The organism is Escherichia sp. WS568 (assembly GCF_046486085.1).
Classification (GTDB): Bacteria; Pseudomonadota; Gammaproteobacteria; order Enterobacterales; family Enterobacteriaceae; genus Escherichia; species Escherichia coli.
The window spans coordinates 41,203-67,406 of record NZ_JBJQMC010000013.1; the positions used below are offsets into that span (position 1 = coordinate 41,203).

27 protein-coding genes are annotated in these 26,204 nt (G+C 51.8%); 17 read left to right on the forward strand and 10 right to left on the reverse strand.

The genetic code is table 11. The features are described 5' to 3' along the window. Window positions 1–167: 167 nt before the first annotated feature. Together metL and metB are read right to left on the reverse strand one after the other, a co-directional pair. Window positions 168–2,600, reverse strand: coding sequence for a bifunctional aspartate kinase/homoserine dehydrogenase II (metL, locus tag ACJHWR_RS15385; protein ID WP_000110774.1), 2,433 nt, complete (start codon window positions 2,598–2,600; stop codon window positions 168–170). Window positions 2,601–2,602: 2 nt separating this feature from the next. Further along, the gene (gene metB, locus ACJHWR_RS15390; RefSeq protein ID WP_001361701.1) at window positions 2,603–3,763 is read right to left on the reverse strand and encodes a cystathionine gamma-synthase; all 1,161 of its coding nucleotides are present in this window, start codon (window positions 3,761–3,763) and stop codon (window positions 2,603–2,605) included. A 276-nt stretch (window positions 3,764–4,039) separates the two neighbouring features. On the opposite strand from metB, the gene metJ reads away from it, so the two are divergent. After that, a complete protein-coding gene (gene metJ / locus ACJHWR_RS15395) occupies window positions 4,040–4,357 on the forward strand; it encodes a met regulon transcriptional regulator MetJ (protein ID WP_000852812.1) in 318 nt (105 codons plus the stop codon). Between the two features lie 59 nt (window positions 4,358–4,416). Continuing rightward, window positions 4,417–5,025: a YiiX family permuted papain-like enzyme gene (locus tag ACJHWR_RS15400; protein WP_000702304.1), complete on the forward strand. Its 609-nt coding sequence runs from the start codon at window positions 4,417–4,419 to the stop codon at window positions 5,023–5,025. Between the two features lie 60 nt (window positions 5,026–5,085). On the opposite strand, the gene rpmE is transcribed toward ACJHWR_RS15400, so the two are convergent. Beyond that, window positions 5,086–5,298 carry a 50S ribosomal protein L31 gene (gene rpmE / locus ACJHWR_RS15405; protein WP_000710769.1) on the reverse strand — a complete coding sequence of 71 codons (213 nt, stop codon included), beginning with the start codon at window positions 5,296–5,298 and terminating at the stop codon, window positions 5,086–5,088. A 202-nt stretch (window positions 5,299–5,500) separates the two neighbouring features. On the opposite strand from rpmE, the gene priA reads away from it, so the two are divergent. From priA to ACJHWR_RS15450, 9 genes are all read left to right on the forward strand, one after another. Further along, complete coding sequence (gene priA / locus ACJHWR_RS15410; RefSeq protein WP_012311784.1) at window positions 5,501–7,699, forward strand: primosomal protein N'; 2,199 nt, start codon at window positions 5,501–5,503, stop codon at window positions 7,697–7,699. Between the two features lie 155 nt (window positions 7,700–7,854). Next, entirely contained in the window at window positions 7,855–8,880 is a 1,026-nt protein-coding gene (gene cytR, locus ACJHWR_RS15415) for a DNA-binding transcriptional regulator CytR (protein WP_000644904.1), read from the forward strand. A 91-nt stretch (window positions 8,881–8,971) separates the two neighbouring features. Next, the gene (ftsN, locus tag ACJHWR_RS15420; protein ID WP_000068834.1) at window positions 8,972–9,931 is read left to right on the forward strand and encodes a cell division protein FtsN; all 960 of its coding nucleotides are present in this window, start codon (window positions 8,972–8,974) and stop codon (window positions 9,929–9,931) included. Between the two features lie 92 nt (window positions 9,932–10,023). Continuing rightward, window positions 10,024–10,554, forward strand: a complete 531-nt coding sequence (gene hslV, locus ACJHWR_RS15425; RefSeq protein WP_000208242.1) for an ATP-dependent protease subunit HslV — start codon at window positions 10,024–10,026, stop codon at window positions 10,552–10,554. A 9-nt stretch (window positions 10,555–10,563) separates the two neighbouring features. Next, the gene (gene hslU, locus ACJHWR_RS15430) at window positions 10,564–11,895 is read left to right on the forward strand and encodes an HslU--HslV peptidase ATPase subunit (RefSeq protein ID WP_001293344.1); all 1,332 of its coding nucleotides are present in this window, start codon (window positions 10,564–10,566) and stop codon (window positions 11,893–11,895) included. A 66-nt stretch (window positions 11,896–11,961) separates the two neighbouring features. Then, window positions 11,962–12,888, forward strand: a complete 927-nt coding sequence (gene menA / locus ACJHWR_RS15435) for a 1,4-dihydroxy-2-naphthoate polyprenyltransferase (RefSeq protein WP_001305044.1) — start codon at window positions 11,962–11,964, stop codon at window positions 12,886–12,888. 92 nt (window positions 12,889–12,980) lie between these two features. Beyond that, entirely contained in the window at window positions 12,981–13,466 is a 486-nt protein-coding gene (gene rraA, locus ACJHWR_RS15440) for a ribonuclease E activity regulator RraA (protein ID WP_000872908.1), read from the forward strand. Window positions 13,467–13,525: 59 nt separating this feature from the next. Further along, the gene (locus ACJHWR_RS15445; RefSeq protein ID WP_001572157.1) at window positions 13,526–14,200 is read left to right on the forward strand and encodes a hypothetical protein; all 675 of its coding nucleotides are present in this window, start codon (window positions 13,526–13,528) and stop codon (window positions 14,198–14,200) included. 122 nt (window positions 14,201–14,322) lie between these two features. Further along, window positions 14,323–14,949, forward strand: coding sequence for a hypothetical protein (locus tag ACJHWR_RS15450; RefSeq protein ID WP_122991692.1), 627 nt, complete (start codon window positions 14,323–14,325; stop codon window positions 14,947–14,949). 38 nt (window positions 14,950–14,987) lie between these two features. Here the strand turns inward: ACJHWR_RS15450 and zapB are convergent, their stop codons facing one another. After that, complete coding sequence (gene zapB / locus ACJHWR_RS15455) at window positions 14,988–15,233, reverse strand: septal ring assembly protein ZapB (RefSeq protein ID WP_001296623.1); 246 nt, start codon at window positions 15,231–15,233, stop codon at window positions 14,988–14,990. Between the two features lie 424 nt (window positions 15,234–15,657). On the opposite strand from zapB, the gene glpF reads away from it, so the two are divergent. From glpF to fpr, 4 genes are all read left to right on the forward strand, one after another. Further along, window positions 15,658–16,503: a glycerol uptake facilitator protein GlpF gene (gene glpF, locus ACJHWR_RS15460; RefSeq protein ID WP_000084268.1), complete on the forward strand. Its 846-nt coding sequence runs from the start codon at window positions 15,658–15,660 to the stop codon at window positions 16,501–16,503. A 22-nt stretch (window positions 16,504–16,525) separates the two neighbouring features. Beyond that, the gene (glpK, locus tag ACJHWR_RS15465; RefSeq protein WP_000136788.1) at window positions 16,526–18,034 is read left to right on the forward strand and encodes a glycerol kinase GlpK; all 1,509 of its coding nucleotides are present in this window, start codon (window positions 16,526–16,528) and stop codon (window positions 18,032–18,034) included. A gap of 134 nt (window positions 18,035–18,168) precedes the next feature. Beyond that, window positions 18,169–19,179 carry a class II fructose-bisphosphatase gene (gene glpX, locus ACJHWR_RS15470; protein WP_001250644.1) on the forward strand — a complete coding sequence of 337 codons (1,011 nt, stop codon included), beginning with the start codon at window positions 18,169–18,171 and terminating at the stop codon, window positions 19,177–19,179. A 96-nt stretch (window positions 19,180–19,275) separates the two neighbouring features. Then, window positions 19,276–20,022, forward strand: coding sequence for a ferredoxin--NADP(+) reductase (gene fpr, locus ACJHWR_RS15475; protein WP_000796322.1), 747 nt, complete (start codon window positions 19,276–19,278; stop codon window positions 20,020–20,022). Between the two features lie 4 nt (window positions 20,023–20,026). On the opposite strand, the gene uspD is transcribed toward fpr, so the two are convergent. The 3 genes from uspD to ACJHWR_RS15490 form a co-directional block, all read right to left on the reverse strand. Continuing rightward, window positions 20,027–20,455, reverse strand: a complete 429-nt coding sequence (uspD, locus tag ACJHWR_RS15480; protein ID WP_000323555.1) for a universal stress protein UspD — start codon at window positions 20,453–20,455, stop codon at window positions 20,027–20,029. A gap of 26 nt (window positions 20,456–20,481) precedes the next feature. Beyond that, complete coding sequence (locus tag ACJHWR_RS15485) at window positions 20,482–20,781, reverse strand: DUF406 domain-containing protein (protein ID WP_000655986.1); 300 nt, start codon at window positions 20,779–20,781, stop codon at window positions 20,482–20,484. Between the two features lie 211 nt (window positions 20,782–20,992). Next, on the reverse strand, window positions 20,993–21,433 hold the full coding sequence (locus ACJHWR_RS15490) for a DUF805 domain-containing protein (protein WP_000155257.1): 441 nt from the start codon (window positions 21,431–21,433) through the stop codon (window positions 20,993–20,995). A 100-nt stretch (window positions 21,434–21,533) separates the two neighbouring features. Between ACJHWR_RS15490 and ACJHWR_RS15495 the strand changes: the two genes are divergently transcribed. Together ACJHWR_RS15495 and tpiA are read left to right on the forward strand one after the other, a co-directional pair. Next, a complete protein-coding gene (locus ACJHWR_RS15495; protein WP_000802233.1) occupies window positions 21,534–22,133 on the forward strand; it encodes a YiiQ family protein in 600 nt (199 codons plus the stop codon). A 107-nt stretch (window positions 22,134–22,240) separates the two neighbouring features. Next, on the forward strand, window positions 22,241–23,008 hold the full coding sequence (gene tpiA, locus ACJHWR_RS15500) for a triose-phosphate isomerase (RefSeq protein WP_001216325.1): 768 nt from the start codon (window positions 22,241–22,243) through the stop codon (window positions 23,006–23,008). A 54-nt stretch (window positions 23,009–23,062) separates the two neighbouring features. Here tpiA and cdh read toward each other — a convergent pair whose 3' ends face one another. The 3 genes from cdh to pfkA all read right to left on the reverse strand — a co-directional run bounded on the left by cdh (window position 23,063) and on the right by pfkA (window position 26,196). Then, the gene (cdh, locus tag ACJHWR_RS15505) at window positions 23,063–23,818 is read right to left on the reverse strand and encodes a CDP-diacylglycerol diphosphatase (RefSeq protein ID WP_000708998.1); all 756 of its coding nucleotides are present in this window, start codon (window positions 23,816–23,818) and stop codon (window positions 23,063–23,065) included. Window positions 23,819–23,924: 106 nt separating this feature from the next. Then, on the reverse strand, window positions 23,925–24,914 hold the full coding sequence (sbp, locus tag ACJHWR_RS15510; protein ID WP_001045689.1) for a sulfate/thiosulfate ABC transporter substrate-binding protein Sbp: 990 nt from the start codon (window positions 24,912–24,914) through the stop codon (window positions 23,925–23,927). Window positions 24,915–25,233: 319 nt separating this feature from the next. After that, window positions 25,234–26,196, reverse strand: a complete 963-nt coding sequence (gene pfkA / locus ACJHWR_RS15515; RefSeq protein ID WP_000591795.1) for a 6-phosphofructokinase — start codon at window positions 26,194–26,196, stop codon at window positions 25,234–25,236. Between the last annotated feature and the right edge of the window lie 8 nt (window positions 26,197–26,204).

Below are 26,204 nucleotides of genomic sequence, written 5' to 3' on the forward strand. Positions count from 1 at the left end.
ATAAATAACTTCACCATTCACACTGTGAATTCATCGCTCAACACAAAAGCCCCCTTATTACCGGGGCACTGACCAAAGGCAAAATGACAATCAATCACCACCTCCGCAGGAGGTGGTTTAGAGGTGACAACAAAAGCTGGCAACTGCCAGCTTTTGTTCAATAATCACTACAACAACTGCGCCAGACGGTTAATATCCGACTGAATCGCCCCGGCGGTGACATCGCGCCCTGCACCTGGCCCGCGGATCACCAGCGGGTTGTCGCGATACCAGCGGCTTTCGATGGCAAAGACGTTATCGCACGGTAGTAGTGATGCCAGCGGATGGTCTTCTCGCACCGCTTCCACGCCTACTCGCGCTTTGCCGTTGGCATCGAAACGCGCCACGTAGCGCAACACCAGCCCCATTTCACGGGCCGCTTCCAACCGTTGTACCATCTGCTCATTAAGTTCATCGCCATTTTCAAAGAAATGGTCGATGCTTCCACCTTCGCAATGGGTTGGCACCAGTGATTCAACACGCACCTGGTCCGGTTCAATGTTGTAACCCGCTTCACGCGCCAGAATCACCAGCTTGCGCATCACGTCTTTGCCGGAAAGGTCATCACGCGGATCAGGCTCGGTTAAGCCCTGCTGCCACGCCTGATCCACCAGCTCGGTAAACGGCACGCTACCGTCGAATTGCAGGAACAGCCAGGAGAGCGTGCCAGAGAAGATCCCACTGATCGACAAAATGGTATCGCCGCTGTCGATCAGATCGCGCACGGTATGGTTGATCGGCAAACCCGCACCGACAGTGGCATTGTACAGCCAGTGACGCCCGGTTTTTTCGAAGGCGTCGTGGATCTGGCGATATTTATTGCTGTCGCTGGCTCCCGCCAGTTTGTTGGCGCTGATGACGTGGAAACCGTGGCTGGCAAAATCGAGATACTGATCAGCAAGCTGCTGGCTGGCGGTAACGTCCAGCACCACTAAATCATCATACGGATGGGCGCGCATCCACAGGAACAGCGACTCTTCATCCTGCTCGACCGCTTCATCGTTGAAGAAGGCTAACGCGCGGCTGGCGTCCAGCCCGTCATAGCTCAACAGGCTGCGGCGGCTGTCCACCACGCCTGCCAGCACAAATTCAAAGCCGGTACGCGCCGAAAGCGTGCTCTGCTCACGGGCGAACAGTTCCAGCCAGCGGGAACCGATATTGCCCTTGCCGAACAATACCAGGCCGATGCGTTTTTCCGCGCGAAAGACGGACTGATGCAGACCCTGAATCAGGCTTTCGGTCGGCCCGGTGCGCAGTACTGCCACCAGGCTGATGCCGTCATCGGACTGCCAGGTAAATTCGACCGGCTGGCCTTTCAGTTGCTGCCAGAAGCGGTGGCAATGCAGCGGGTTACGGGTTACGCCCGCCCCAACCATCGCCACCAGCGCCAGCCCCTGACGCAGGCGCAGTTCGCCAGGTAATCCCGCTTCGTCGAGAATTTTCAGCGCACTGTCAGCGACTTCTGAGGTGTAGCAAAATTGCAGCAACTGGCGATCGTTATGTACGCCAACCGCCAGTGGGCGCACCTGAGCACGTTTCAGGATCTGGTCGATCTCTTTATGCGCCAGTTTGAAATCCTGACTGGCGGGCACCTGAAACTCAATCAAACAGACATCATCGTGGCTGGTGACAATACGCGCGCCAGTACCTGAGGCCAGCACGCGTTCAATGCGCGTGGAACCTTGATCCGGCGTGTAGCTACAGCGCAGTTGCAGGTCGATTTCACTACCGGATACTGGCTGTAAAGTACGGGCGTGAAGAACGGGGGCCGCCAGACGCGCCAGTTCACTGGCTTCATCAAGACGCAGCAATGGCAGCAGACAGGCATCTTTCACTTTACGCGGGTCGGCGCTGTATACCCCGGCGACGTCGCTCCAGATGGTTACGCGAGAAACACCCGCCAGCGCACCGATTTGTGTCGCGGAATAGTCGGAACCGTTACGCCCCAGCAGCACCGTTTCACCGGCGTTGTTACGGCTGATAAACCCGGTCACCACCAGACGTTTGCCCGGATGTTGTACCAGTAGCTGTTGCAGCAACGGGTAAGAAAGCCCTTCATCAACCTGCGGCTGCGCGGCGCGTTCAGCGCGTAAAAACTCGCGGGCATCAAGCCAGGCCGCTGGCAGCCCTTGTTGATTAAGTACCGCAGACATCAGGCGCGCCGACCACACTTCACCGTGGCCCACCACTTCTGCATACACCGCATCGTTAATACCGCTGTCGAGCAGCGCCGCCAGGCGTTCCAGATCGCTGACAAAAGCGCTAATGAGGCTATCGGCTTCTTCAGCGGGTAGCAGGCCGCTAATCAGATCGCACTGATAACGACGTAGCGTTTGTTGAACCTGATGCGCAGAGAGACGATCGGTCTGGCTTAGTTTCAACCAGTTAATCAACTGGTTAGTGGTGCTACCGGCGGCGGAAACCACCATCATATCGTCAGGCTGAGAGTACTCCGCCATAATGCCCGCGACACGCAAATAACACTTCACATCAGCCAGACTACTGCCACCAAATTTATGCAGTTGACGACCTTTCGCCCCTGCCTGCGCAATCACACTCATTTTTACCCCTTGTTTGCAGCCCGGAAGCCATTTTCCAGGTCGGCAATTAAATCTTCGCCATCTTCAATACCGGTGGAGATACGCAGCAGCGTCTCGGAGATCCCGGCGGCAGCACGCGCTTCTGGTGCCATGCCTGCATGTGTCATGGTTGCGGCGTGAGAGATTAAACTTTCCACTCCCCCTAATGATTCCGCCAGCGTAAACAACGACAGCCCACCCAGGAAACGACGCAGCGTCTGCTCATCGCCATCCAGTTCAAAACTCAACATTGCGCCAAAGCCTTTTTGCTGGCGCGCGGCAATTTCATGCCCCTGATTTTCCGGCAGCGACGGGTGATACAGTTTTTTCACCAACGGCTGGGTTTGTAGATATTTCACAATCGCCTGCGCGTTGCGCTGGGCCAGCTCCATACGCGGCACCAGCGTTCGCAAACCACGTAGCAGCAGATAGCTGTCAAACGCGCCGCCCGTCACGCCAATATTGTTTGCCCACCAAGCAAGTTCAGTGACAACGTCCGGGTCTTTAGCAATCACCACGCCAGCCACCACGTCTGAGTGACCGTTCAGATATTTCGTGCATGAATGCAACACCAGATCGGCACCTAATGCCAGCGGATTTTGTAATGCCGGGCTTAAGAAGGTGTTATCCACCACGCTCACCGCCCCGGCTTCCCTTGCCAGATGGCAGATTTTCGCAATATCCACGACGCGTAACAATGGATTACTTGGGCTTTCTACCAGTACCAGTTTGGGGTTTTCTGCCAGCGCTGCCCGTAATGCCTGTTCATCGCCTTGATCAACAAACAACACGCGATAGCAACCGCGTTTTGCCAGACTGTCGAACAGGCGATAGCTACCGCCGTAGCAGTCGTGCGGCGCAACCAGCAGATCGCCAGGTTTCAAAAAGACGGTCGTTACCAGGTGAATCGCGGACATGCCGGTATTAGTAAGTACGGCACCGGCACCGCCTTCCAGTTCTGCCAGCGCACGCTGAACCACATCGCGCGTTGGGTTGCCACGACGCGAGTAATCATGCGCGCGCGGTTCATTAAATCCGGTAAAGTTATAGGTGCTGGAAAGATGGATGGGAGGGACAACGCAACCATACTGTTCGTCGTCATTTAACCCGCTACGCACTGCGATGGTGGCCTGTTTACGCGTCATGTGATGAAGTTCCCTGGGCTTGGTCGGTGAAATGTCAGGCACCAGAGTAAACATTGTGTTAATGGACGTCAATACATCTGGACATCTAAACTTCTTTGCGTATAGATTGAGCAAATCCCAAATAGCCGTTAAAATTATATGCATTATCACGCCGACAGGTGCATTACACGATGTCACGGTAGCGCCTGTACGGTAAACTATGCGGGTTTACGGTCAGTACCCACATTAACTATGTGGTCTGGTCTCAATTTATTGACGAAGAGGATTAAGTATCTCATGGCTGAATGGAGCGGCGAATATATCAGCCCATACGCTGAGCACGGCAAGAAGAGTGAACAAGTCAAAAAGATTACGGTTTCCATTCCTCTTAAGGTGTTAAAAATCCTCACCGATGAACGCACGCGTCGTCAGGTGAACAACCTGCGTCACGCGACCAACAGCGAGCTGCTGTGCGAAGCGTTTCTGCATGCCTTTACCGGGCAACCTTTGCCGGATGATGCCGACCTGCGTAAAGAGCGCAGCGACGAAATCCCGGAAGCGGCAAAAGAGATCATGCGTGAGATGGGGATTAACCCGGAGACGTGGGAATACTAAAGCGGAAAAGAGCGGCGCGGAGTTAACCAGCCGCTTTTTTCATACATGGACGTTTAACGATGAAAATCAGGCTACTGATCCTCAGCCTGCTGGTTTCTGTGCCTGCCTTTGCCTGGCAGCCGCAAACTGGCGACATCATCTTTCAAATCTCTCGCTCATCGCAAAGTAAAGCGATCCAACTGGCGACCCATTCCGATTACAGCCACACCGGTATGCTGGTGATGCGTAACAAAAAGCCCTACGTTTTTGAAGCGGTCGGCCCGGTGAAATACACCCCGCTCAAGCAGTGGATCGCCCACGGTGAAGATGGCAAATACATTGTTCGCCGCGTTGAAGGTGGGCTGAATACCGAACAACAGCAAAAACTGGCGCAAACGGCAAAACGTTATCTCGGCAAACCGTATGACTTTAGTTTCTCGTGGAGCGACGATCGCCAGTACTGCTCGGAAGTCGTTTGGAAGGTTTATCAGAACGCGCTGGGAATGCGCGTGGGCGAGCAGCAGAAGTTGAAAGAGTTCGATCTCAGCAACCCGCTGGTCCAGGCAAAGCTCAAAGAACGTTACGGCAAGAATATTCCGCTTGAGGAAACGGTAGTTTCACCACAAGCCGTTTTCGATGCGCCACAACTCACTACGGTCGCCAAAGAATGGCCGCTGTTTTCGTGGTAATACGACCAAAATTCAGGCACAAAAAAAGCGCCGTGCGGCGCTTTTTTCGGAAATCCGGTCTTATTTGCTGCCCGGGATGTTGAAACGCTTGTTGAAGCGGTCAACACGGCCACCGGTAGCAACATCACGCTGTTTGCCAGTGAAGAACGGGTGGCACTTGCTGCACACGTCGAGGTTCAGGTCATGACCAACGGTGGAGCGGATTTTCATTACGTTACCGCAAGAGCAGCTAGCAGTAATTTCTTCGTATTTCGGGTGAATATCTTTTTTCATGGGAAAACCTCGGTTTAAGGCCGCGTCGCTCTTCCAGCCCTAACGCCAGACACCACGCGATGTTAAAAGTATAGCTTCAATACGATCATTTCGTACGAAGGCGCGAAATCATACAGAAATTAACCAGCGTATGCAAACTGATCCGCACTCTTCTACGGCAATGTGTATACTAACCCACCGAATTTCAAGTCAGGATGATGCTATGCCCGTTGCCCACGTTGCCTTGCCCGTTCCGCTTCCTCGTACCTTTGACTATCTGCTGCCAGAAGGCATGACGGTTAAAGCCGGGTGTCGCGTGCGCGTGCCGTTTGGCAAACAGCAGGAGCGCATCGGGGTTGTGGTGTCAGTTAGCGACGTCAGCGAGCTGCCGCTCAACGAGCTGAAAGTGGTAGTAGAAGTGCTGGACGTTGAGCCGGTATTTACTCACTCCGTCTGGCGATTACTGCTATGGGCGGCAGATTACTATCATCATCCGATTGGCGATGTGCTGTTTCATGCCTTGCCGATTTTACTGCGCCAGGGGCGGCCTGCGGCGAACGCGCCGATGTGGTACTGGTTTGCCACTGAACAAGGTCAGGCGGTGGATCTGAACAGCCTGAAACGTTCGCCAAAGCAACAACAGGCACTGGCAGCATTGCGACAAGGGAAAATCTGGCGCGATCAGGTCGCCACGCTCGAATTTAATGATGCTGCACTGCAGGCGCTGCGCAAAAAAGGTCTGTGTGATTTAGCAAGTGAAACACCAGAGTTTAGCGACTGGCGAAAGAATTATGCCGTTTCTGGTGAGCGGTTGCGATTGAATACCGAACAGGCCACCGCCGTTGGCGCAATTCATAGCGCGGCAGATACCTTCTCTGCCTGGCTGCTGGCGGGCGTCACCGGTTCCGGTAAAACAGAAGTTTATTTGAGCGTACTGGAAAACGTGCTCGCTCAGGGCAAGCAGGCGCTGGTGATGGTGCCGGAAATCGGCCTGACGCCGCAAACTATCGCCCGTTTTCGTGAACGTTTTAATGCCCCCGTGGAAGTTCTGCATTCCGGCCTGAACGACAGCGAGCGCCTTTCGGCGTGGCTGAAAGCGAAAAATGGCGAGGCGGCGATTGTGATTGGCACCCGCTCCGCGCTGTTTACGCCGTTTAAAAATCTCGGCGTGATTGTCATTGATGAAGAGCACGACAGCTCCTACAAGCAGCAGGAAGGCTGGCGCTATCATGCCCGCGACCTGGCGGTGTATCGTGCGCACAGCGAGCAAATCCCGATTATTCTTGGCTCCGCAACGCCCGCGCTGGAAACGTTATGCAACGTCCAGCAGAAAAAATACCGCCTGCTGCGCCTGACCCGTCGGGCGGGCAATGCGCGCCCGGCAATTCAACATGTGCTGGATTTAAAAGGTCAGAAGGTGCAGGCAGGTCTGGCTCCGGCGTTAATCACCCGTATGCGCCAGCATTTACAGGCCAACAATCAGGTTATCCTCTTTCTTAACCGCCGGGGTTTTGCGCCTGCGCTACTGTGCCACGACTGTGGCTGGATAGCCGAATGCCCACGTTGCGATCACTACTACACGCTGCATCAGGCGCAACAGCATTTGCGTTGCCACCACTGTGACAGTCAGCGTCCGGTGCCGCGCCAGTGCCCTTCTTGCGGTTCCACGCACCTGGTCCCCGTGGGGCTGGGCACCGAACAGCTTGAACAGACGCTCGCACCGTTGTTCCCTGGTGTGCCCATTTCTCGTATCGACCGCGATACCACCAGCCGTAAAGGTGCGCTGGAACAACAACTGGCGGAAGTACATCGCGGTGGCGCGAGGATTTTGATCGGCACGCAAATGCTGGCGAAAGGTCACCACTTTCCGGATGTGACGCTGGTGGCGTTACTGGACGTAGACGGCGCGCTGTTTTCTGCCGATTTTCGCTCGGCAGAGCGTTTCGCCCAGCTTTACACCCAGGTCGCCGGTCGTGCCGGGCGTGCGGGTAAACAGGGCGAAGTGGTGCTGCAAACGCACCATCCTGAACATCCGCTGTTGCAAACGTTGCTCTATAAAGGCTACGACGCCTTTGCCGAACAGGCACTGGCTGAACGACGCATGATGCAGCTGCCGCCGTGGACCAGCCATGTGATTGTGCGTGCGGAAGATCATAACAATCAGCACGCGCCGCTGTTCCTGCAACAACTGCGTAATCTCATCCTCTCCAGCCCGCTGGCAGACGACAAACTGTGGGTTCTCGGTCCGGTTCCGGCGCTGGCTCCGAAACGTGGTGGTCGCTGGCGCTGGCAAATTTTGTTGCAGCACCCTTCCCGCGTGCGCTTACAGCACATCATCAATGGTACGCTGGCACTTATTAATACAATACCGGATTCCCGCAAGGTGAAATGGGTACTGGATGTTGATCCGATTGAGGGTTAAACCGCTCACGATGCGAGGCGGATCGAAAAATTCAATATTCATCACACTTTTCATGAAAATTCTGTAACCGTTTTCACGCGCTATCTGCTAAAAATGTTGCCGATGTGAAGTAAACATGGATGTAGTACGCCTGACGTGCCAGGCGAGGAGTGAGTGTGAAAGCGAAGAAGCAGGAAACTGCCGCGACCATGAAAGACGTTGCCCTCAAGGCAAAAGTCTCTACAGCGACTGTCTCCCGAGCATTAATGAATCCCGATAAAGTCTCCCAGGCCACCCGTAATCGGGTTGAAAAAGCGGCCCGGGAAGTGGGTTATTTACCGCAGCCTATGGGGCGCAACGTCAAGCGTAATGAATCCCGCACCATTCTGGTGATTGTCCCGGATATCTGCGACCCTTTCTTTAGCGAAATTATTCGCGGTATCGAAGTTACGGCGGCAAATCACGGATATCTGGTGCTGATTGGCGACTGTGCGCATCAAAATCAGCAGGAAAAAACCTTTATCGATTTGATCATCACCAAGCAAATTGATGGCATGTTGCTGCTGGGTTCAAGGCTGCCGTTTGATGCCAGCATTGAGGAACAGCGTAATCTGCCGCCGATGGTGATGGCGAACGAATTTGCACCGGAACTGGAGCTACCTACCGTTCATATAGACAATCTGACCGCCGCATTTGATGCAGTAAATTATTTATATGAGCAAGGGCATAAACGGATTGGCTGTATAGCCGGTCCCGAAGAGATGCCGCTGTGTCACTACCGCCTGCAAGGTTACGTTCAGGCGCTGCGTCGCTGCGGCATTATGGTTGATCCGCAATACATCGCCCGTGGCGACTTCACCTTCGAAGCCGGAAGCAAAGCAATGCAACAGCTGCTTGATCTTCCACAACCGCCTACTGCTGTCTTCTGCCATAGCGATGTGATGGCGCTCGGCGCACTTTCTCAGGCAAAACGTCAGGGGCTGAAAGTCCCGGAAGACCTTTCCATAATCGGTTTTGATAACATCGACCTGACGCAATTTTGTGATCCGCCGCTGACAACCATCGCGCAGCCGCGTTACGAAATCGGTCGGGAAGCTATGCTGTTATTGCTTGATCAAATGCAGGGGCAGCACGTTGGCAGTGGCTCTCGTTTAATGGACTGCGAACTTATCATCCGGGGATCAACACGCGCGTTACCTTAAAGTAAACCTTTAAGACTGCCGTGACTGGTCAAAGGCCCGCCGCTTAAGTAACATGGCGGGCTGACGAACGAATAAATACAGCGAAACGATAGTGGCACAACGAGATTATGTACGCCGCAGCCAACCGGCACCTTCGCGGCGAAAAAAGAGCACCTCACGGAAAAAGCAACGAAATCTGCCTGCGGTTTCTCCCGCTATGGTCGCTATTGCTGCCGCCGTTCTTGTGACCTTTATCGGTGGTCTGTACTTCATTACGCATCACAAGAAAGAAGAGTCCGAGACGCTGCAAAGCCAGAAAGTGACCGGAAATGGACTACCACCAAAACCAGAAGAACGCTGGCGCTACATTAAAGAGCTGGAAAGTCGCCAGCCGGGTGTGCGTGCGCCCACAGAACCTTCTGCCGGTGGTGAAGTGAAAACGCCGGAGCAACTGACACCAGAACAACGCCAGCTTCTTGAACAAATGCAGGCTGATATGCGCCAGCAGCCAACGCAGCTGGTTGAAGTTCCGTGGAATGAGCAGACGCCGGAACAGCGTCAGCAAACGCTACAGCGCCAGCGTCAGGCGCAGCAATTAGCGGAGCAGCAACGCCTGGCTCAGCAGTCACGTACGACTGAACAAAGCTGGCAGCAGCAGACGCGTACGTCGCAAGCCGCACCGGTACAGGCGCAACCGCGCCAGTCTAAACCGGCTTCTACTCAGCAGCCTTACCAGGATCTGCTGCAAACCCCTGCGCACACCACCGCGCAGTCGAAGCCGCAGCAAGCTGCGCCAGTTGCTCGTGCCGCTGACGCGCCAAAACCGACGGCGGAGAAAAAAGACGAACGCCGCTGGATGGTGCAGTGCGGTTCGTTCAGAGGCGCGGAACAGGCAGAGACGGTACGTGCTCAGCTGGCGTTTGAAGGCTTTGACTCAAAAATTACCACCAACAATGGCTGGAATCGTGTGGTCATTGGCCCGGTGAAAGGCAAAGAGAACGCAGACAGCACCCTCAATCGGTTGAAGATGGCGGGTCATACAAACTGCATTCGGCTCGCCGCCGGGGGTTGAAACCCTCAAAATCCCCCCCATCTATAATTGCATTATGCCCCGTACTTTTGTACGGGGTTTGTACTCTGTATTTGTAACCAAGGGGTCAGCTCGTGACAACTATAGTAAGCGTACGCCGTAACGGCCATGTGGTCATCGCTGGTGATGGTCAGGCCACGTTGGGCAATACCGTAATGAAAGGCAACGTGAAAAAGGTCCGCCGTCTGTACAACGACAAAGTCATCGCGGGCTTTGCGGGCGGTACTGCGGATGCTTTTACGCTGTTCGAACTGTTTGAACGCAAACTGGAAATGCATCAGGGCCATCTGGTCAAAGCCGCCGTTGAGCTGGCAAAAGACTGGCGTACCGATCGCATGCTGCGCAAACTTGAAGCACTGCTGGCAGTCGCGGATGAAACCGCTTCGCTTATCATCACCGGTAACGGTGACGTGGTGCAGCCAGAAAACGATCTTATTGCTATCGGCTCCGGCGGCCCTTACGCCCAGGCTGCAGCGCGCGCGCTGTTAGAAAACACTGAACTTAGCGCCCGTGAAATTGCTGAAAAGGCGTTGGATATTGCAGGCGACATTTGCATCTATACCAACCATTTCCACACCATCGAAGAATTAAGCTACAAAGCGTAAGGATCTCCCATGTCTGAAATGACCCCACGCGAAATCGTCAGCGAACTGGATAAGCACATCATCGGCCAGGACAACGCCAAGCGTTCTGTGGCGATTGCTCTGCGTAACCGCTGGCGTCGCATGCAGCTCAACGAAGAGCTGCGCCATGAAGTGACCCCGAAAAATATCCTGATGATCGGCCCGACCGGTGTCGGTAAAACTGAAATCGCCCGTCGTCTGGCTAAGCTGGCGAATGCGCCGTTCATCAAAGTTGAAGCGACCAAATTCACCGAAGTGGGCTATGTCGGTAAGGAAGTGGATTCTATTATTCGCGATCTGACCGATGCCGCCGTGAAAATGGTACGCGTCCAGGCTATCGAGAAAAACCGTTATCGCGCTGAAGAACTGGCAGAAGAACGTATTCTCGACGTGCTGATCCCACCTGCTAAAAACAACTGGGGACAGACCGAACAGCAGCAGGAACCGTCCGCTGCTCGTCAGGCATTCCGCAAAAAACTGCGTGAAGGCCAGCTTGATGACAAAGAAATCGAGATCGATCTTGCCGCAGCACCGATGGGCGTTGAAATTATGGCTCCTCCGGGCATGGAAGAGATGACCAGCCAGCTGCAGTCCATGTTCCAGAACCTGGGCGGTCAGAAGCAAAAAGCGCGTAAGCTGAAAATCAAAGACGCCATGAAGCTGCTGATTGAAGAAGAAGCGGCGAAACTGGTGAACCCGGAAGAGCTGAAGCAAGATGCTATCGACGCTGTTGAGCAGCACGGGATCGTGTTTATCGACGAAATCGACAAAATCTGTAAGCGCGGCGAGTCTTCCGGTCCGGATGTTTCTCGTGAAGGCGTTCAGCGTGACCTGCTGCCGCTGGTAGAAGGTTGCACTGTTTCCACCAAACACGGGATGGTCAAAACTGACCACATTCTGTTTATCGCTTCTGGCGCGTTCCAGATTGCGAAACCGTCTGACCTGATCCCGGAACTGCAAGGTCGTCTGCCAATCCGCGTTGAGCTGCAGGCACTGACCACCAGCGACTTCGAGCGTATTCTGACCGAGCCGAATGCCTCTATCACCGTGCAGTACAAAGCATTGATGGCGACTGAAGGCGTAAATATCGAGTTCACCGACTCCGGTATTAAGCGGATCGCGGAAGCAGCATGGCAGGTGAACGAATCTACCGAAAACATCGGTGCTCGTCGTTTACATACTGTTCTGGAGCGTTTAATGGAAGAGATTTCCTACGACGCCAGCGATTTAAGCGGTCAAACCATCACTATTGACGCAGATTATGTGAGCAAACATCTGGATGCGTTGGTGGCAGATGAAGATCTGAGCCGTTTTATCCTATAATCGCGTTCAATCATTTTCATCATTGTTTGATGGGGCTGAAAGGCCCCATTTTTATTGGCGCGTATTATGACTGAACAACAAATTAGCCGAACTCAGGCGTGGCTGGAAAGTTTACGACCTAAAACCCTCCCCCTCGCCTTTGCTGCAATTATCGTCGGGACGGCGCTGGCATGGTGGCAAGGTCACTTCGATCCACTGGTCGCCCTGCTGGCATTGATTACCGCCGGGCTATTACAGATCCTTTCTAACCTCGCCAATGATTACGGCGATGCGGTAAAAGGCAGCGATAAACCTGACCGCATTGGGCCGCTACGCGGCATGCAAAAAGGGGTCATTACCCAGCAAGAGATGAAACGGGCGCTCATTATTACCGTTGTGCTCATCTGTCTTTCCGGGCTGGCACTGGTTGCAGTGGCGTGCCATACGCTGGCCGATTTTGTCGGTTTCCTGATTCTTGGCGGGTTGTCGATCATTGCCGCTATCACCTACACCGTGGGCAATCGTCCTTATGGTTATATCGGTTTGGGTGATATTTCCGTACTGGTTTTCTTTGGCTGGTTGAGCGTCATGGGGAGCTGGTATTTACAGGCTCATACATTGATTCCGGCACTGATCCTTCCGGCAACCGCATGCGGCCTGCTGGCAACGGCAGTACTGAACATTAATAACCTGCGTGATATCAATAGCGACCGCGAAAACGGCAAAAACACGCTGGTGGTGCGCTTAGGTGCAGTAAACGCGCGTCGTTATCATGCCTGCCTGCTGATGGGCTCTCTGGTGTGTCTGGCGCTGTTTAATCTCTTTTCGCTGCATAGCCTGTGGGGCTGGCTGTTCCTGCTGGCGGCACCGTTGCTGGTGAAGCAAGCTCGTTATGTGATGCGCGAAATGGACCCGGTGGCGATGCGACCAATGCTGGAACGCACTGTCAAAGGAGCGTTACTGACTAACCTGCTGTTTGTTTTAGGGATATTCCTAAGCCAGTGGGCAGCATAACTGACAAATATCAATTAACAATTGATGATTTTGCCAACAGCCTACATAGCGCGATATACTGAAAATTCTCGCAGCAACTGAATGTTAAGCCTATGAAATACGATACTTCCGAGCTTTGTGACATCTATCAAGAAGATGTTAACGTCGTGGAACCGCTGTTCTCCAACTTTGGCGGACGGGCGTCGTTTGGCGGACAAATAATCACGGTAAAATGTTTCGAGGACAACGGGTTGCTGTACGATCTGCTCGAACAGAATGGCCGTGGTCGTGTTCTTGTCGTCGATGGCGGTGGTTCTGTTCGTCGCGCACTGGTCGATGCTGAACTGGCGCGTCTGGCAGTACAAAATGAATGGGAAGGTCTGGTCATTTACGGCGCGGTGCGTCAGGTAGATGACCTGGAAGAGCTGGATATCGGCATCCAGGCGATGGCGGCAATTCCGGTTGGTGCCGCTGGCGAAGGCATTGGCGAAAGCGATGTCCGCGTCAATTTTGGCGGTGTCACCTTCTTCTCCGGCGACCATCTTTATGCCGACAATACCGGGATTATTCTTTCAGAAGATCCGCTGGATATTGAATAAGTACCTGCCATGCGTTAAAAGGGGAATTAAATTCCCCTTTTTTATACATGGACGTATTCATGCAAAATATTATTCTTTTATTTATATATTTATTACTTATAGTCGTTAACCATTTCCGCTACAAATTCCTTTTGTCTGGCAACACGGGTGAAATGATTTTATATTTTGCTAACGTATTTTTTAACCCACTTGCCTTATCATTTATTATCGCCACAATCATCTGTATAACGATAAAAAAAAGAAGCAGCCACAGCTTTATTCGCGGCACTTGTTGGTTAATGGGATTATTTCTTATCTATAGCAGCTATACAGTGTGGGAACGACACAGCACATGGGATTATACTTTCCCGGGGCCAGGTATCACCGTCACAGTTCCGAGCAAACAGTGGGTTGCCAATATAGTAAAACAAGGACCAATCCTGGTGACTCGGGATGCCCATGCTATTTTAGTTATTGTTGCCTTCTCACAAAATGAACTCGGTGTGCATTCAATCGAGGAACTTACCGCGACTCAAAACGGAACTGCAGAAATGCATGTTTGTGATGTTAAGGGATTTGCCTGCGCTTATCAGGAAGGAATTCAAACAATGAGTGATGGCAAAATAAGACATGCTATTTTCATGACTCTACTGGATAACACTAATTTGATACGACTGGTCGCAGCTATCGACCCAGATTATTTGGACGAATATCAAGAAGAAGTAATGAAAATGATACTTTCTGCCCATCAATAATCTGATGTGCATGTTAATAATAAGGGATTGATATGAGATACGTTATCTTATTAATACTATGGATAATAACTACTTTTCTTAGTCATCTTCAGCACAGCAACCTACTGTCTGGAGATCCTGGCATGGTTGGCGAGTATATCGGTTCAGTATTTCTGGGGCCGTTGTTACTTCCCGTGCTTGTGTCAGGTATTCTGTGCGCATTTATTAAAAAAACACGTAACTTCGCCAGTTTTACTCGCGGGTGCTGTTGGGTATTGGGAATCCTGCTTTTATCCAAAGTCGGCAATACGTTTCGTATGTTTACCCCGTGGCAATATACCTTTGAGAATGCTGCGATAACCGTGACTATCCCGAACCGACACTGGAATACGGTTTCCATTAGTACTAATGAAACCATTGATATAAGAAGTGAGGATAATAGCGTCTTCATTTCTGCTTTCCGCCTGCCCGCAGGACGTAGCGCCGATGACCCGCTGGAAGCGTTAAAGAAGAAGCAGCGAGACAATCTCAAGGATCAATACAATGAGGAAGCCTTCCAGTTTCATGTTTGTAATGCCAAACATTTCACCTGTAAGTATCAGGATGTGTTGATAAATTTTGATGGTCAGCAGAAAAGAACCATCAGTGTTTATCTTGAAGACACCCCCAGGGCTGTGGGGATCATTGCATTAATGGCGCCAGATACGGCAGATAAATATCGCCAACAGGCGATGGAGATTATGCTTTCCGCTAAAAATGCAGTGAAGTAAAAAATAAGGCGCCTTGCGGCGCCTCTGCATGGAAGAGATTAAACCTCTTCCATGCGACCCAGCAGGGCCTGCAGACGTTCCTGCCAGCCGTTCTGCTGTTCTTTCAGATGGTTGTTCTCACGCTCCAGCTCTTCGCGCTGATGCTGGGCATTTTGAACTTCCTGCGACAGTGAGTTGTTTTTTTCTTTCAGCTCTTCGATTTCCATCTGCAACAGAGTGATGGTATCAATCGCCTGCTGTACTTTTGCTTCCAGTTTCTCAAACACTTCTAATGACATTGTCATACCTCTCCTGAATTGCAAGGCGTTGATGGATAAAAATCCTCGTCCCGATTACCGGTGACGCCTTAATAAATACGAGCGCACTTTAGTTAGCTCCGATTGTATGAAGCCGCGCCATCGCTGTCCAGCGGCACGCCTTGCAGATTACGGTTTGCCACACTTTTCATCCTTCTCCTGGTGACATAATCCACATCAATCGAAAATGTTAATAAATTTGTTGCGCGAATGATCTAACAAACATGCATCATGTACAATCAGATGGAATAAATGGCGCGATAACGCTCATTTTATGACGAAGCACACACATTTTAAGTTCGATATTTCTCGTTTTTGCTCGTTAACGATAAGTTTACAGCATGCCTACAAGCATCGTGGAGGTCCGTGACTTTCACGCATACAACAAACATTAACTCTTCAGGATCCGATTATGAGTCAAACATCAACCTTGAAAGGCCAGTGCATTGCTGAATTCCTCGGTACCGGGTTGTTGATTTTTTTCGGTGTGGGTTGCGTTGCAGCACTAAAAGTCGCTGGTGCGTCTTTTGGTCAGTGGGAAATCAGTGTCATTTGGGGACTGGGGGTGGCAATGGCCATCTACCTGACCGCAGGGGTTTCCGGCGCGCATCTTAATCCCGCTGTTACCATTGCATTGTGGCTGTTTGCCTGTTTCGACAAGCGCAAAGTTATTCCTTTTATCGTTTCACAAGTTGCCGGCGCTTTCTGCGCTGCGGCTTTAGTTTACGGGCTTTACTACAATTTATTTTTCGACTTCGAGCAGACTCATCACATTGTTCGCGGCAGCGTTGAAAGTGTTGATCTGGCTGGCACTTTCTCTACTTACCCTAATCCTCATATCAATTTTGTGCAGGCTTTCGCAGTTGAGATGGTGATTACCGCTATTCTGATGGGGCTGATCCTGGCGTTAACGGACGATGGCAACGGTGTACCACGCGGCCCTTTGGCTCCCTTGCTGATTGGTCTACTGATTGCGGTCATTGGCGCATCTATGGGTCCATTGACGGGCTTTGCCATGAACCCAGCGCGTGACTTCGGTCCGAAAGTCTTTGCCTGGCTGGCGGGCTGGGGCAATGTCGCCTTTACCGGCGGCAGAGACATTCCTTACTTCCTGGTGCCGCTTTTTGGCCCTATCGTTGGCGCGATTGTAGGTGCATTTGCCTATCGCAAACTGATTGGTCGCCATTTGCCTTGCGATATCTGTGTTGTGGAAGAAAAGGAGACCACAACTCCTTCAGAACAAAAAGCTTCGCTGTAATATGACTACGGGACAATTAAACATGACTGAAAAAAAATATATCGTTGCGCTCGACCAGGGCACCACCAGCTCCCGCGCGGTCGTAATGGATCACGATGCCAATATCATTAGCGTGTCGCAGCGCGAATTTGAGCAAATCTACCCAAAACCAGGCTGGGTAGAACACGACCCAATGGAAATCTGGGCCACCCAAAGCTCCACGCTGGTAGAAGTGCTGGCGAAAGCCGATATCAGTTCCGATCAAATTGCAGCTATCGGTATTACGAACCAGCGTGAAACCACTATTGTCTGGGAAAAAGAAACCGGCAAGCCTATCTATAACGCCATTGTCTGGCAGTGCCGTCGTACCGCAGAAATCTGCGAGCATTTAAAACGTGACGGTTTAGAAGATTATATCCGCAGCAATACCGGTCTGGTGATTGACCCGTACTTTTCTGGCACCAAAGTGAAGTGGATCCTCGACCATGTGGAAGGCTCTCGCGAGCGTGCGCGTCGTGGTGAATTGCTGTTTGGTACGGTTGATACGTGGCTTATCTGGAAAATGACTCAGGGCCGTGTCCATGTGACCGATTACACCAACGCCTCTCGTACCATGTTGTTCAACATCCATACCCTGGACTGGGACGACAAAATGCTCGAGGTGCTGGATATTCCGCGCGAGATGCTGCCAGAAGTGCGTCGTTCTTCCGAAGTATACGGTCAGACTAACATTGGCGGCAAAGGCGGCACGCGTATTCCAATCTCCGGGATCGCCGGTGACCAGCAGGCGGCGCTGTTTGGTCAGTTGTGCGTGAAAGAAGGGATGGCGAAGAACACCTATGGCACTGGCTGCTTTATGCTGATGAACACTGGCGAGAAAGCGGTGAAATCAGAAAACGGCCTGCTGACCACCATCGCCTGTGGCCCAACTGGCGAAGTAAACTATGCGCTGGAAGGTGCGGTGTTTATGGCGGGCGCATCCATTCAGTGGCTGCGTGATGAGATGAAGTTGATTAACGACGCCTACGATTCCGAATACTTTGCCACGAAAGTGCAAAACACCAATGGTGTGTATGTGGTTCCGGCCTTTACCGGGCTGGGTGCGCCATACTGGGATCCGTATGCACGCGGGGCGATTTTCGGTCTGACTCGTGGGGTGAACGCTAACCACATTATACGCGCGACGCTGGAGTCTATTGCTTATCAGACGCGTGACGTGCTGGAAGCGATGCAGGCCGATTCTGGTATTCGTCTGCACGCCCTGCGCGTGGATGGCGGCGCAGTGGCGAACAATTTCCTGATGCAGTTCCAGTCCGATATTCTCGGTACGCGCGTTGAGCGCCCGGAAGTGCGCGAAGTCACCGCATTGGGTGCGGCCTATCTTGCTGGTCTGGCGGTTGGCTTCTGGCAGAACCTCGACGAGCTGCAAGAGAAAGCGGTGATTGAGCGCGAGTTCCGTCCAGGCATCGAAACCACTGAGCGTAATTACCGTTACGCAGGCTGGAAAAAAGCGGTGAAACGCGCGATGGCGTGGGAAGAACACGACGAGTAATGTAAATGCCGGATGAAGCGTTTATGCCGCATCCGGTAGTCCTGAATCGTGCGGGGGCAACCCCGCACACATCAATAATCCCGCCCTTCCCCTGTGCTACACTTCGCGCCATTCCTTACTGCTTAGAGTTTGCTATGAGACGAGAACTTGCCATCGAATTTTCCCGCGTCACCGAATCTGCGGCGCTGGCTGGCTACAAATGGCTAGGACGCGGCGATAAAAACACCGCGGACGGCGCAGCGGTAAACGCCATGCGTATTATGCTCAACCAGGTCAACATTGACGGCACCATCGTTATTGGTGAAGGTGAAATCGACGAAGCACCGATGCTCTACATTGGTGAAAAAGTCGGTACTGGTCGCGGCGACGCGGTAGATATTGCTGTTGATCCGATTGAAGGCACGCGCATGACGGCGATGGGCCAGGCTAACGCGCTGGCGGTGCTGGCTGTTGGCGATAAAGGCTGCTTCCTCAATGCGCCAGATATGTATATGGAGAAGCTGATCGTCGGACCGGGAGCCAAAGGCACCATTGATCTGAACCTGCCGCTGGCGGATAACCTGCGCAATGTTGCGGCGGCGCTCGGTAAACCGTTGAGCGAACTGACGGTAACAATTCTGGCTAAACCACGCCACGATGCCGTTATCGCTGAAATGCAGCAACTCGGCGTACGCGTATTTGCTATTCCGGACGGCGACGTTGCGGCCTCAATTCTCACCTGTATGCCAGACAGCGAAGTTGACGTGCTGTACGGTATTGGTGGCGCGCCGGAAGGCGTGGTTTCTGCAGCGGTGATCCGCGCATTAGATGGTGACATGAACGGTCGTCTGCTGGCGCGTCATGACGTCAAAGGCGACAACGAAGAGAATCGTCGCATTGGCGAGCAGGAGCTGGCACGCTGCAAAGCAATGGGCATCGAAGCCGGTAAAGTATTGCGTCTGGGCGATATGGCGCGCAGCGATAACGTCATCTTCTCTGCCACCGGTATTACCAAAGGCGATCTGCTGGAAGGCATTAGCCGCAAAGGCAATATCGCGACTACCGAAACGCTGCTGATCCGCGGCAAGTCACGCACTATTCGCCGCATTCAGTCCATCCACTATCTGGATCGCAAAGACCCGGAAATGCAGGTGCACATTCTCTGAGTGATTTGATCGATTGAGCCTTCCAGTCCTTCGGGACTGGAATTTTTTTGTTCGGAGAACGAAGATAAGGCAAGTCAATCAAAACAGGAGAAAAACATGGCTGATTGGGTAACAGGCAAAGTCACTAAAGTGCAGAACTGGACCGACGCCCTGTTTAGTCTCACCGTTCACGCCCCCGTGCTTCCGTTTACCGCCGGGCAATTTACCAAGCTTGGCCTTGAAATCGACGGTGAACGCGTCCAGCGCGCCTACTCCTATGTTAACTCGCCCGATAATCCCGATCTGGAGTTTTACCTGGTCACCGTCCCCGATGGCAAATTAAGCCCACGATTGGCGGCACTGAAACCGGGCGATGAAGTGCAGGTGGTTAGCGAAGCAGCTGGCTTCTTTGTTCTGGATGAAGTACCAGATTGCGAAACGCTATGGATGCTGGCAACCGGTACAGCGATTGGCCCTTATCTATCGATTCTGCAACTGGGTAAAGATTTAGATCGCTTCAAAAATCTGGTCCTGGTTCACGCCGCACGTTATGCCGCCGACTTAAGCTATTTGCCACTGATGCAAGAACTGGAAAAACGCTACGAAGGCAAACTGCGCATTCAGACGGTGGTCAGTCGGGAAACGGCTGCGGGTTCGCTCACTGGGCGGATACCGGCGTTAATTGAAAGTGGTGAACTGGAAAGCGCGGTTGGCCTGCCGATGAATAAAGAAACCAGCCATGTGATGCTGTGCGGCAATCCACAGATGGTGCGCGATACGCAACAGTTGCTGAAAGAGACCCGGCAGATGACGAAACATTTACGTCGCCGACCGGGCCATATGACAGCGGAGCATTACTGGTAAGCGGTTACTTATCGATAAACGGCACGATGAGCAAATCCGCACTCAACTTATTGATCATCCCGCGATATGCCGGCATCAAACGGTTGATAAATGAGTGGTGATGACCACAGACAAGGAGGTCGCACTGCTCTTTTTGCATAATTTCCAGCAGTGTTTCCGGCATTTCTCCGCGTTCAATACGCAGTTTTGTCTTCGGCCATTGAATATTTTTCGTCAGTTTATACAGCTTGTTATCCGACTTATTCTTCAACAATTGAAGAATATCTTCTGTTGCAGGGAAGTAGATACCCGGATACAACTCGCTTAAGCCATCATCAATATGAATTAACGTCAGGTGAGCGTCATTATGTCTGGCGAGCTCCAGGGCTTTATTCACCAGTAAGGCATCTTCTTCATTCCCGGAAATTGCCACGCCAATGTGTTTATAAGCCATGTTTAACTCCTTCTAAAGCAACTCCATCAAGCTAACGAACGCAGTGATAACTCAAAAATAATCATCTCGGCCTGGCATGAGAAGGTGAAGGCCGCATCAAGCTCAACTTGCCCTTCCAGATCCTTAATCTTATAGGCTACGCTGGCCCCTTCATCTGCAGAGGATGCAGCGGCGGCAAGCTCTTTCAGTTTGGTCATAAAGGACTCTGCTTCTTCGCGGGTGGCAAAAAAGCGCGAAAACTTACTGGTACAGTTGTCGTTATCAATCACCGTACCGATATCAATCGCACATCCTTTAGTACTGCATTTATCTACGACATCTTTCATAGGGCACCTCTGTATATTCGCCTCTCTGTCGATTACGACTTAAGAATAATGCGCCGTTAAAGGAAGAACAAACAAGTAATGATCTTATGGATTACCATTTTTTTTGATATTGCTTAAGGTGAAGAGTTCAGAAGGATTTTCCGGGCATTGTCACTTGCATCGTGGAAATAACAATCCCGGAAAAAAATAGCAGTAAGAGATATATTAAAGGTTAATTACTTGATTTATTGTCGGCTTTATACTTCACATCCTGGGTATCTTTACCATATTTATTTTCGCCTTGTGTGCCAACAAACGCACCAAGATCGATAAGCATCATCACCAGAATCAATGTCGGGACAAAACGCCCCACCGCCCATTGCCAGACACCCGGTAAAATCGCCCAGTTACCCGCCAGCAGCATCCACGCCACAATCATCAGAAATGCCCATGCGCCGGAACGCCCGCGATCATGCAAGCGCTTAACGGTTACTGCCGCTGTTGGCCAAAGCAAGCACACAAGGCAAAACGCCGCGGTCTGAATATCGAGTAAATTTTTACCCGCCAGTGAGAAAAGCACCAGCATGCCTGCGAACCACAGGCCTATCCAAATCCAGAAATCACGGCGTCCAATACGCCCTTTAAATGAGAATAACCATTGCTGTATGGTCATGTAAGTTCCTTGATGGTTGTCTTTTCCAGGATTCTACCCTTTTGACAAGGGCGACAGATATCGTTTTAATCGGAGCCAGTCATAACAAAAGGTACTGTCAATGAAGCCAGGGTGTACGCTGTTTTTTCTCTTATATTCTGCATTAACCGTTACAACAACGGCGCATGCACAAACACCAGATACGGCAACGACCGCGCCTTATCTGCTGGCTGGAGCCCCTACTTTCGATCTCTCCATCAGCCAGTTTCGAGAAGACTTTAACAGCCAGAATCCCAGCCTGCCACTGAACGAATTTCGTGCCATCGACAGCAGTCCCGACAAAGCCAATCTCACTCGTGCTGCCAGTAAAATTAACGAGAACTTGTATGCTTCTACAGCGCTGGAGCGCGGTACCTTAAAAATCAAAAGCATTCAAATGACCTGGCTACCCATCCAGGGGCCAGAGCAAAAAGCCGCGAAAGCGAAAGCTCAGGAATACATGGCAGCGGTGATCCGCACACTCACCCCATTAATGACCAAAACACAAAGCCAGAAAAAACTGCAGTCGCTACTAACGGCGGGGAAAAACAAACGTTATTACACCGAGACAGAAGGTGCACTGCGTTATGTTGTCGCGGACAACGGCGAAAAGGGGCTGACCTTCGCTGTTGAACCGATTAAGCTGGCACTATCTGAATCGCTTGAAGGTTTGAATAAATGACAAAAAGCAAAGCCTTTGTGCCGATGAATCTCTATACTGTTTCACAGACCTGCTGCCCTGCGGGGCGGCCATCTTCCTTTATTCGCTTATAAGCGTGGAGAATTAAAATGCGACATCCTTTAGTGATGGGTAACTGGAAACTGAACGGCAGCCGCCACATGGTTCACGAGCTGGTTTCTAACCTGCGTAAAGAGCTGGCAGGTGTTGCTGGCTGTGCGGTTGCAATCGCACCACCGGAAATGTACATCGATATGGCGAAGCGCGAAGCTGAAGGCAGCCACATCATGCTGGGTGCGCAAAACGTGGACCTGAACCTGTCCGGCGCATTCACCGGTGAAACCTCTGCTGCTATGCTGAAAGACATCGGCGCACAGTACATCATCATCGGCCACTCTGAACGTCGTACTTACCACAAAGAGTCTGACGAACTGATCGCGAAAAAATTCGCGGTGCTGAAAGAGCAGGGACTGACTCCGGTTCTGTGCATCGGTGAAACCGAAGCGGAAAACGAAGCGGGCAAAACTGAAGAAGTTTGTGCACGTCAGATCGACGCGGTACTGAAAACTCAGGGGGCTGCGGCATTCGAAGGTGCGGTTATCGCTTACGAACCTGTATGGGCAATCGGTACTGGCAAATCTGCAACTCCGGCTCAGGCACAGGCTGTTCACAAATTCATCCGTGACCACATCGCTAAAGTTGACGCTAACATCGCTGAACAAGTGATCATCCAGTACGGCGGCTCTGTAAACGCGTCTAACGCTGCAGAACTGTTTGCTCAGCCAGACATCGACGGCGCGCTGGTTGGCGGTGCTTCTCTGAAAGCTGACGCTTTCGCAGTGATCGTTAAAGCTGCAGAAGCGGCTAAACAGGCTTAAGTCTGACAGGTGCCGGATTTCATATCCGGCACTTACTTTCCTTAACTCCTCGCCTTAACGCAAAATCTCACACTGATGATCCTGGATTTCCTCGGCTGAAGCACGGTTCAGCGTCAGTAGATTTCGTTGTGTCGCCAGCAATACAAATGAGTTATCACTCTGCCGTACCATTGCCAGCCCGTAGCTTCCCATATGTTCCCGCGCCTCAGGCACTTCTTCTGCAAGCATCATAAATGGGCTGCGTTGTACCAGTTCGCTTTCCGTTACCCGACGCGCCAGGTACTCATGCCCACGCAAACCACCTGGCAGTGGCAACCAGCGGCTACTGATGTTCGCCAGATTGTTATCCAGCTGTTCGCGCACATCAGGACGAATACAAGAAATATGAATATGAAAATGGTTTTGCGTACGCCCGGTGCGAGAGTTGATCGCCAAAGAAACCGCGCGATCGGGAACCGGCTGGCCGTATTTTTTGCTCATAAAATCACGCGCCTGCCAGGCCAACCAAAAGAAGTTCGGCGTTGAAGGATCGGTCAACAAAGGACTTTCAGTACCGTTAATACGATACGTTGGCATCAACAGATATTGCAGTGGGCCATTAAGATCTTTTAAAACCACGTATCCGGCGTTGGGTTTGACTTCCGCACATGGCGAAGGATTTTGATTTTGCTGCTGATTGGGCAAACATTCCTCAAGGACAATCTTACGTAATGTATCCGACTCTTCACCGGTTAATTTCCAGTAACCAATACCGGCAGCCACAACGGCGATAACTATCATCACCAAAAAAAGAAGACCCGCTTTTTTCATCTTTTTTTCCCTGTACCTCAAAGAGATGCAAGGGTAACGCAAAATCGTGACAAATAAAAAACCCGGTCGCGAGAAACCACCGGGTTTGATAATTATCCTGGAGAAATCAGCGTTTGCTGATCTGATCGAACGTACCGCCGTTAGCAAAATGCTCTTTTTGCGCTTTCGTCCAGCCGCCGAACTCTTCATCAATGGTGAATAACTTCAGCTTTGGAAACGCATTTTCGTACTTTTTCGCCACCTCAGCATCGCGCGGACGGTAGTAGTTTTTCGCGGCAATTTCCTGACCTTCTGGCGAGTAGAGATATTTCAGGTAGGCTTCCGCCACCTCTTTGGTGCCTTTTTTCTCGACCACTTTATCGACCACCGACACGGTTGGCTCTGCGAGGATAGACTCACTCGGCGTGACGATTTCGAATTTATCTTTCCCCAGTTCATTCGCTGCCAGCAGAGCTTCGTTTTCCCAGGCGATCAGTACATCGCCAATTCCGCGCTCGACAAAAGTGTTAGTGGAGCCGCGCGCGCCAGAATCCAGAACTTCGACGTTTTTATACAGTGCCCGAACAAAATCCTGTGCTTTTGCCTGATCGTTGTTGTTGTGATGCAGCGCGTAGCCCCAGGCAGCCAGGTAGTTCCAGCGCGCGCCACCAGAGCTTTTCGGATTAGGCGTGATCACCGAAACACCCGGTTTAATCAGATCGTTCCAGTCATGGATCTGCTTCGGATTGCCCTTACGTACCAGGAAAACAATGGTGGAAGTGTACGGTGCGGAGTTATCCGGCAGACGTTTGATCCACTCTTTATCAATCCGCCCGCGTTCCGCAATTGCGTCCACGTCATAGGCCAGAGCCAGAGTGACAACATCAGCTTCAATACCATTGATTACCGACGTCGCTTGTTTGCCTGAACCACCGTGGGACTGACGGATCACCACGTTATCGCCAGTTTGCTGTTTCCAGTGGGCGCTGAATGCCTTGTTGTACTGTTCGTACAATTCGCGCGTTGGATCATATGAAACGTTAAGAAGCTGAATATCCTTTGCCATAACGCTGGTTGCCGCCAGCAAAAATGTTAACCCTACGCCCCACTTGTTCATCGCCCGACTCTCTTATGTTGTGTTGTGATGAGCAAAGCGTGCCAGAAGGTTAACCAAACATTAAAGAATAAAAAAAGATTGGCTATAACTTGCGGGTATATGTTGAGGGATTAAAAAGGCGGAAGAAATCCGCCTCATATTGCTGACAAAGTGCGCTTTGTCCATGCCGGATGCGGCGCGAACGCCTTATCCGGCCTACAAAAGTTTGCAAATTCAATAAATTGCAGAATTCATGTAGGCCTGATAAGCGAAGCGCATCAGGCATTTTTGCTTCTGTCATCGGTTTCAGGCTAAAGGAATCTGCCTTTTTCCGAAATCATTAATACAGTTTTTTCGCGCAGTCCAGCCAGTCGCCTTTGAACGGACGCTTCATGTTTTCGATAGCGTCGATGATGTCGTGGTGAACCAGCTGTTCGTTCTGGATACCTACGCAACGACCGCCGTAGCCTGCCAGCAGCAGATCGATAGCGTAAGCGCCCATACGGGAAGCCAGAATACGGTCGTAAGGCACCGGAGAACCACCGCGCTGGATGTGGCCCAGCACAGTTGCGCGGGTTTCACGACCGGTTTCTTTCTCGATGAAATGCGCCAGTTCGTCAACATCACACATATGTTCGGTAATCGCCACGATCGCGTGTTTTTTACCTTTCGCGATACCCGCTTTGATTTCGTTTACCAGGTCTTCACGGCTGAATTCAACTTCCGGAACTACAACGAATTCACAGCCACCAGCAATAGCCGCAGCCAACGTCAGATCGCCACAATAACGACCCATCACTTCCACCACGGAAATACGCTGGTGAGAAGAAGAGGTGTCACGCAGACGGTCGATCGCTTCTACAACGGTGCTCAGCGCAGTGAAGAAACCGATAGTGTAGTCAGTGCCTTTGATGTCGTTGTCGATAGTGCCCGGCAGGCCGATGCACGGGAAGCCCATTTCGGTCAGACGCATTGCACCCATGTAGGAACCGTCACCGCCGATAACCACCAGCGCATCGATCCCACGTTTTTTCAGGTTTTCGATAGCCACGGCGCGGATGTTCTCGTCGCGGAATTCCGGGAAACGCGCAGAACCGAGGAACGTACCGCCACGGTTGATCATGTCAGAAACGCTGTAACGGTCTAGCTGTACCATACGGTCTTCATACAGACCCAGATAGCCGTCATAAATGCCCATTACTTCCAGACCTTCTGTCAGCGCAGAACGAACAACCCCGCGAATTGCGGCGTTCATGCCTGGCGCATCACCGCCGCTTGTCAACACACCGATTTTCTTAATCATGACTACCT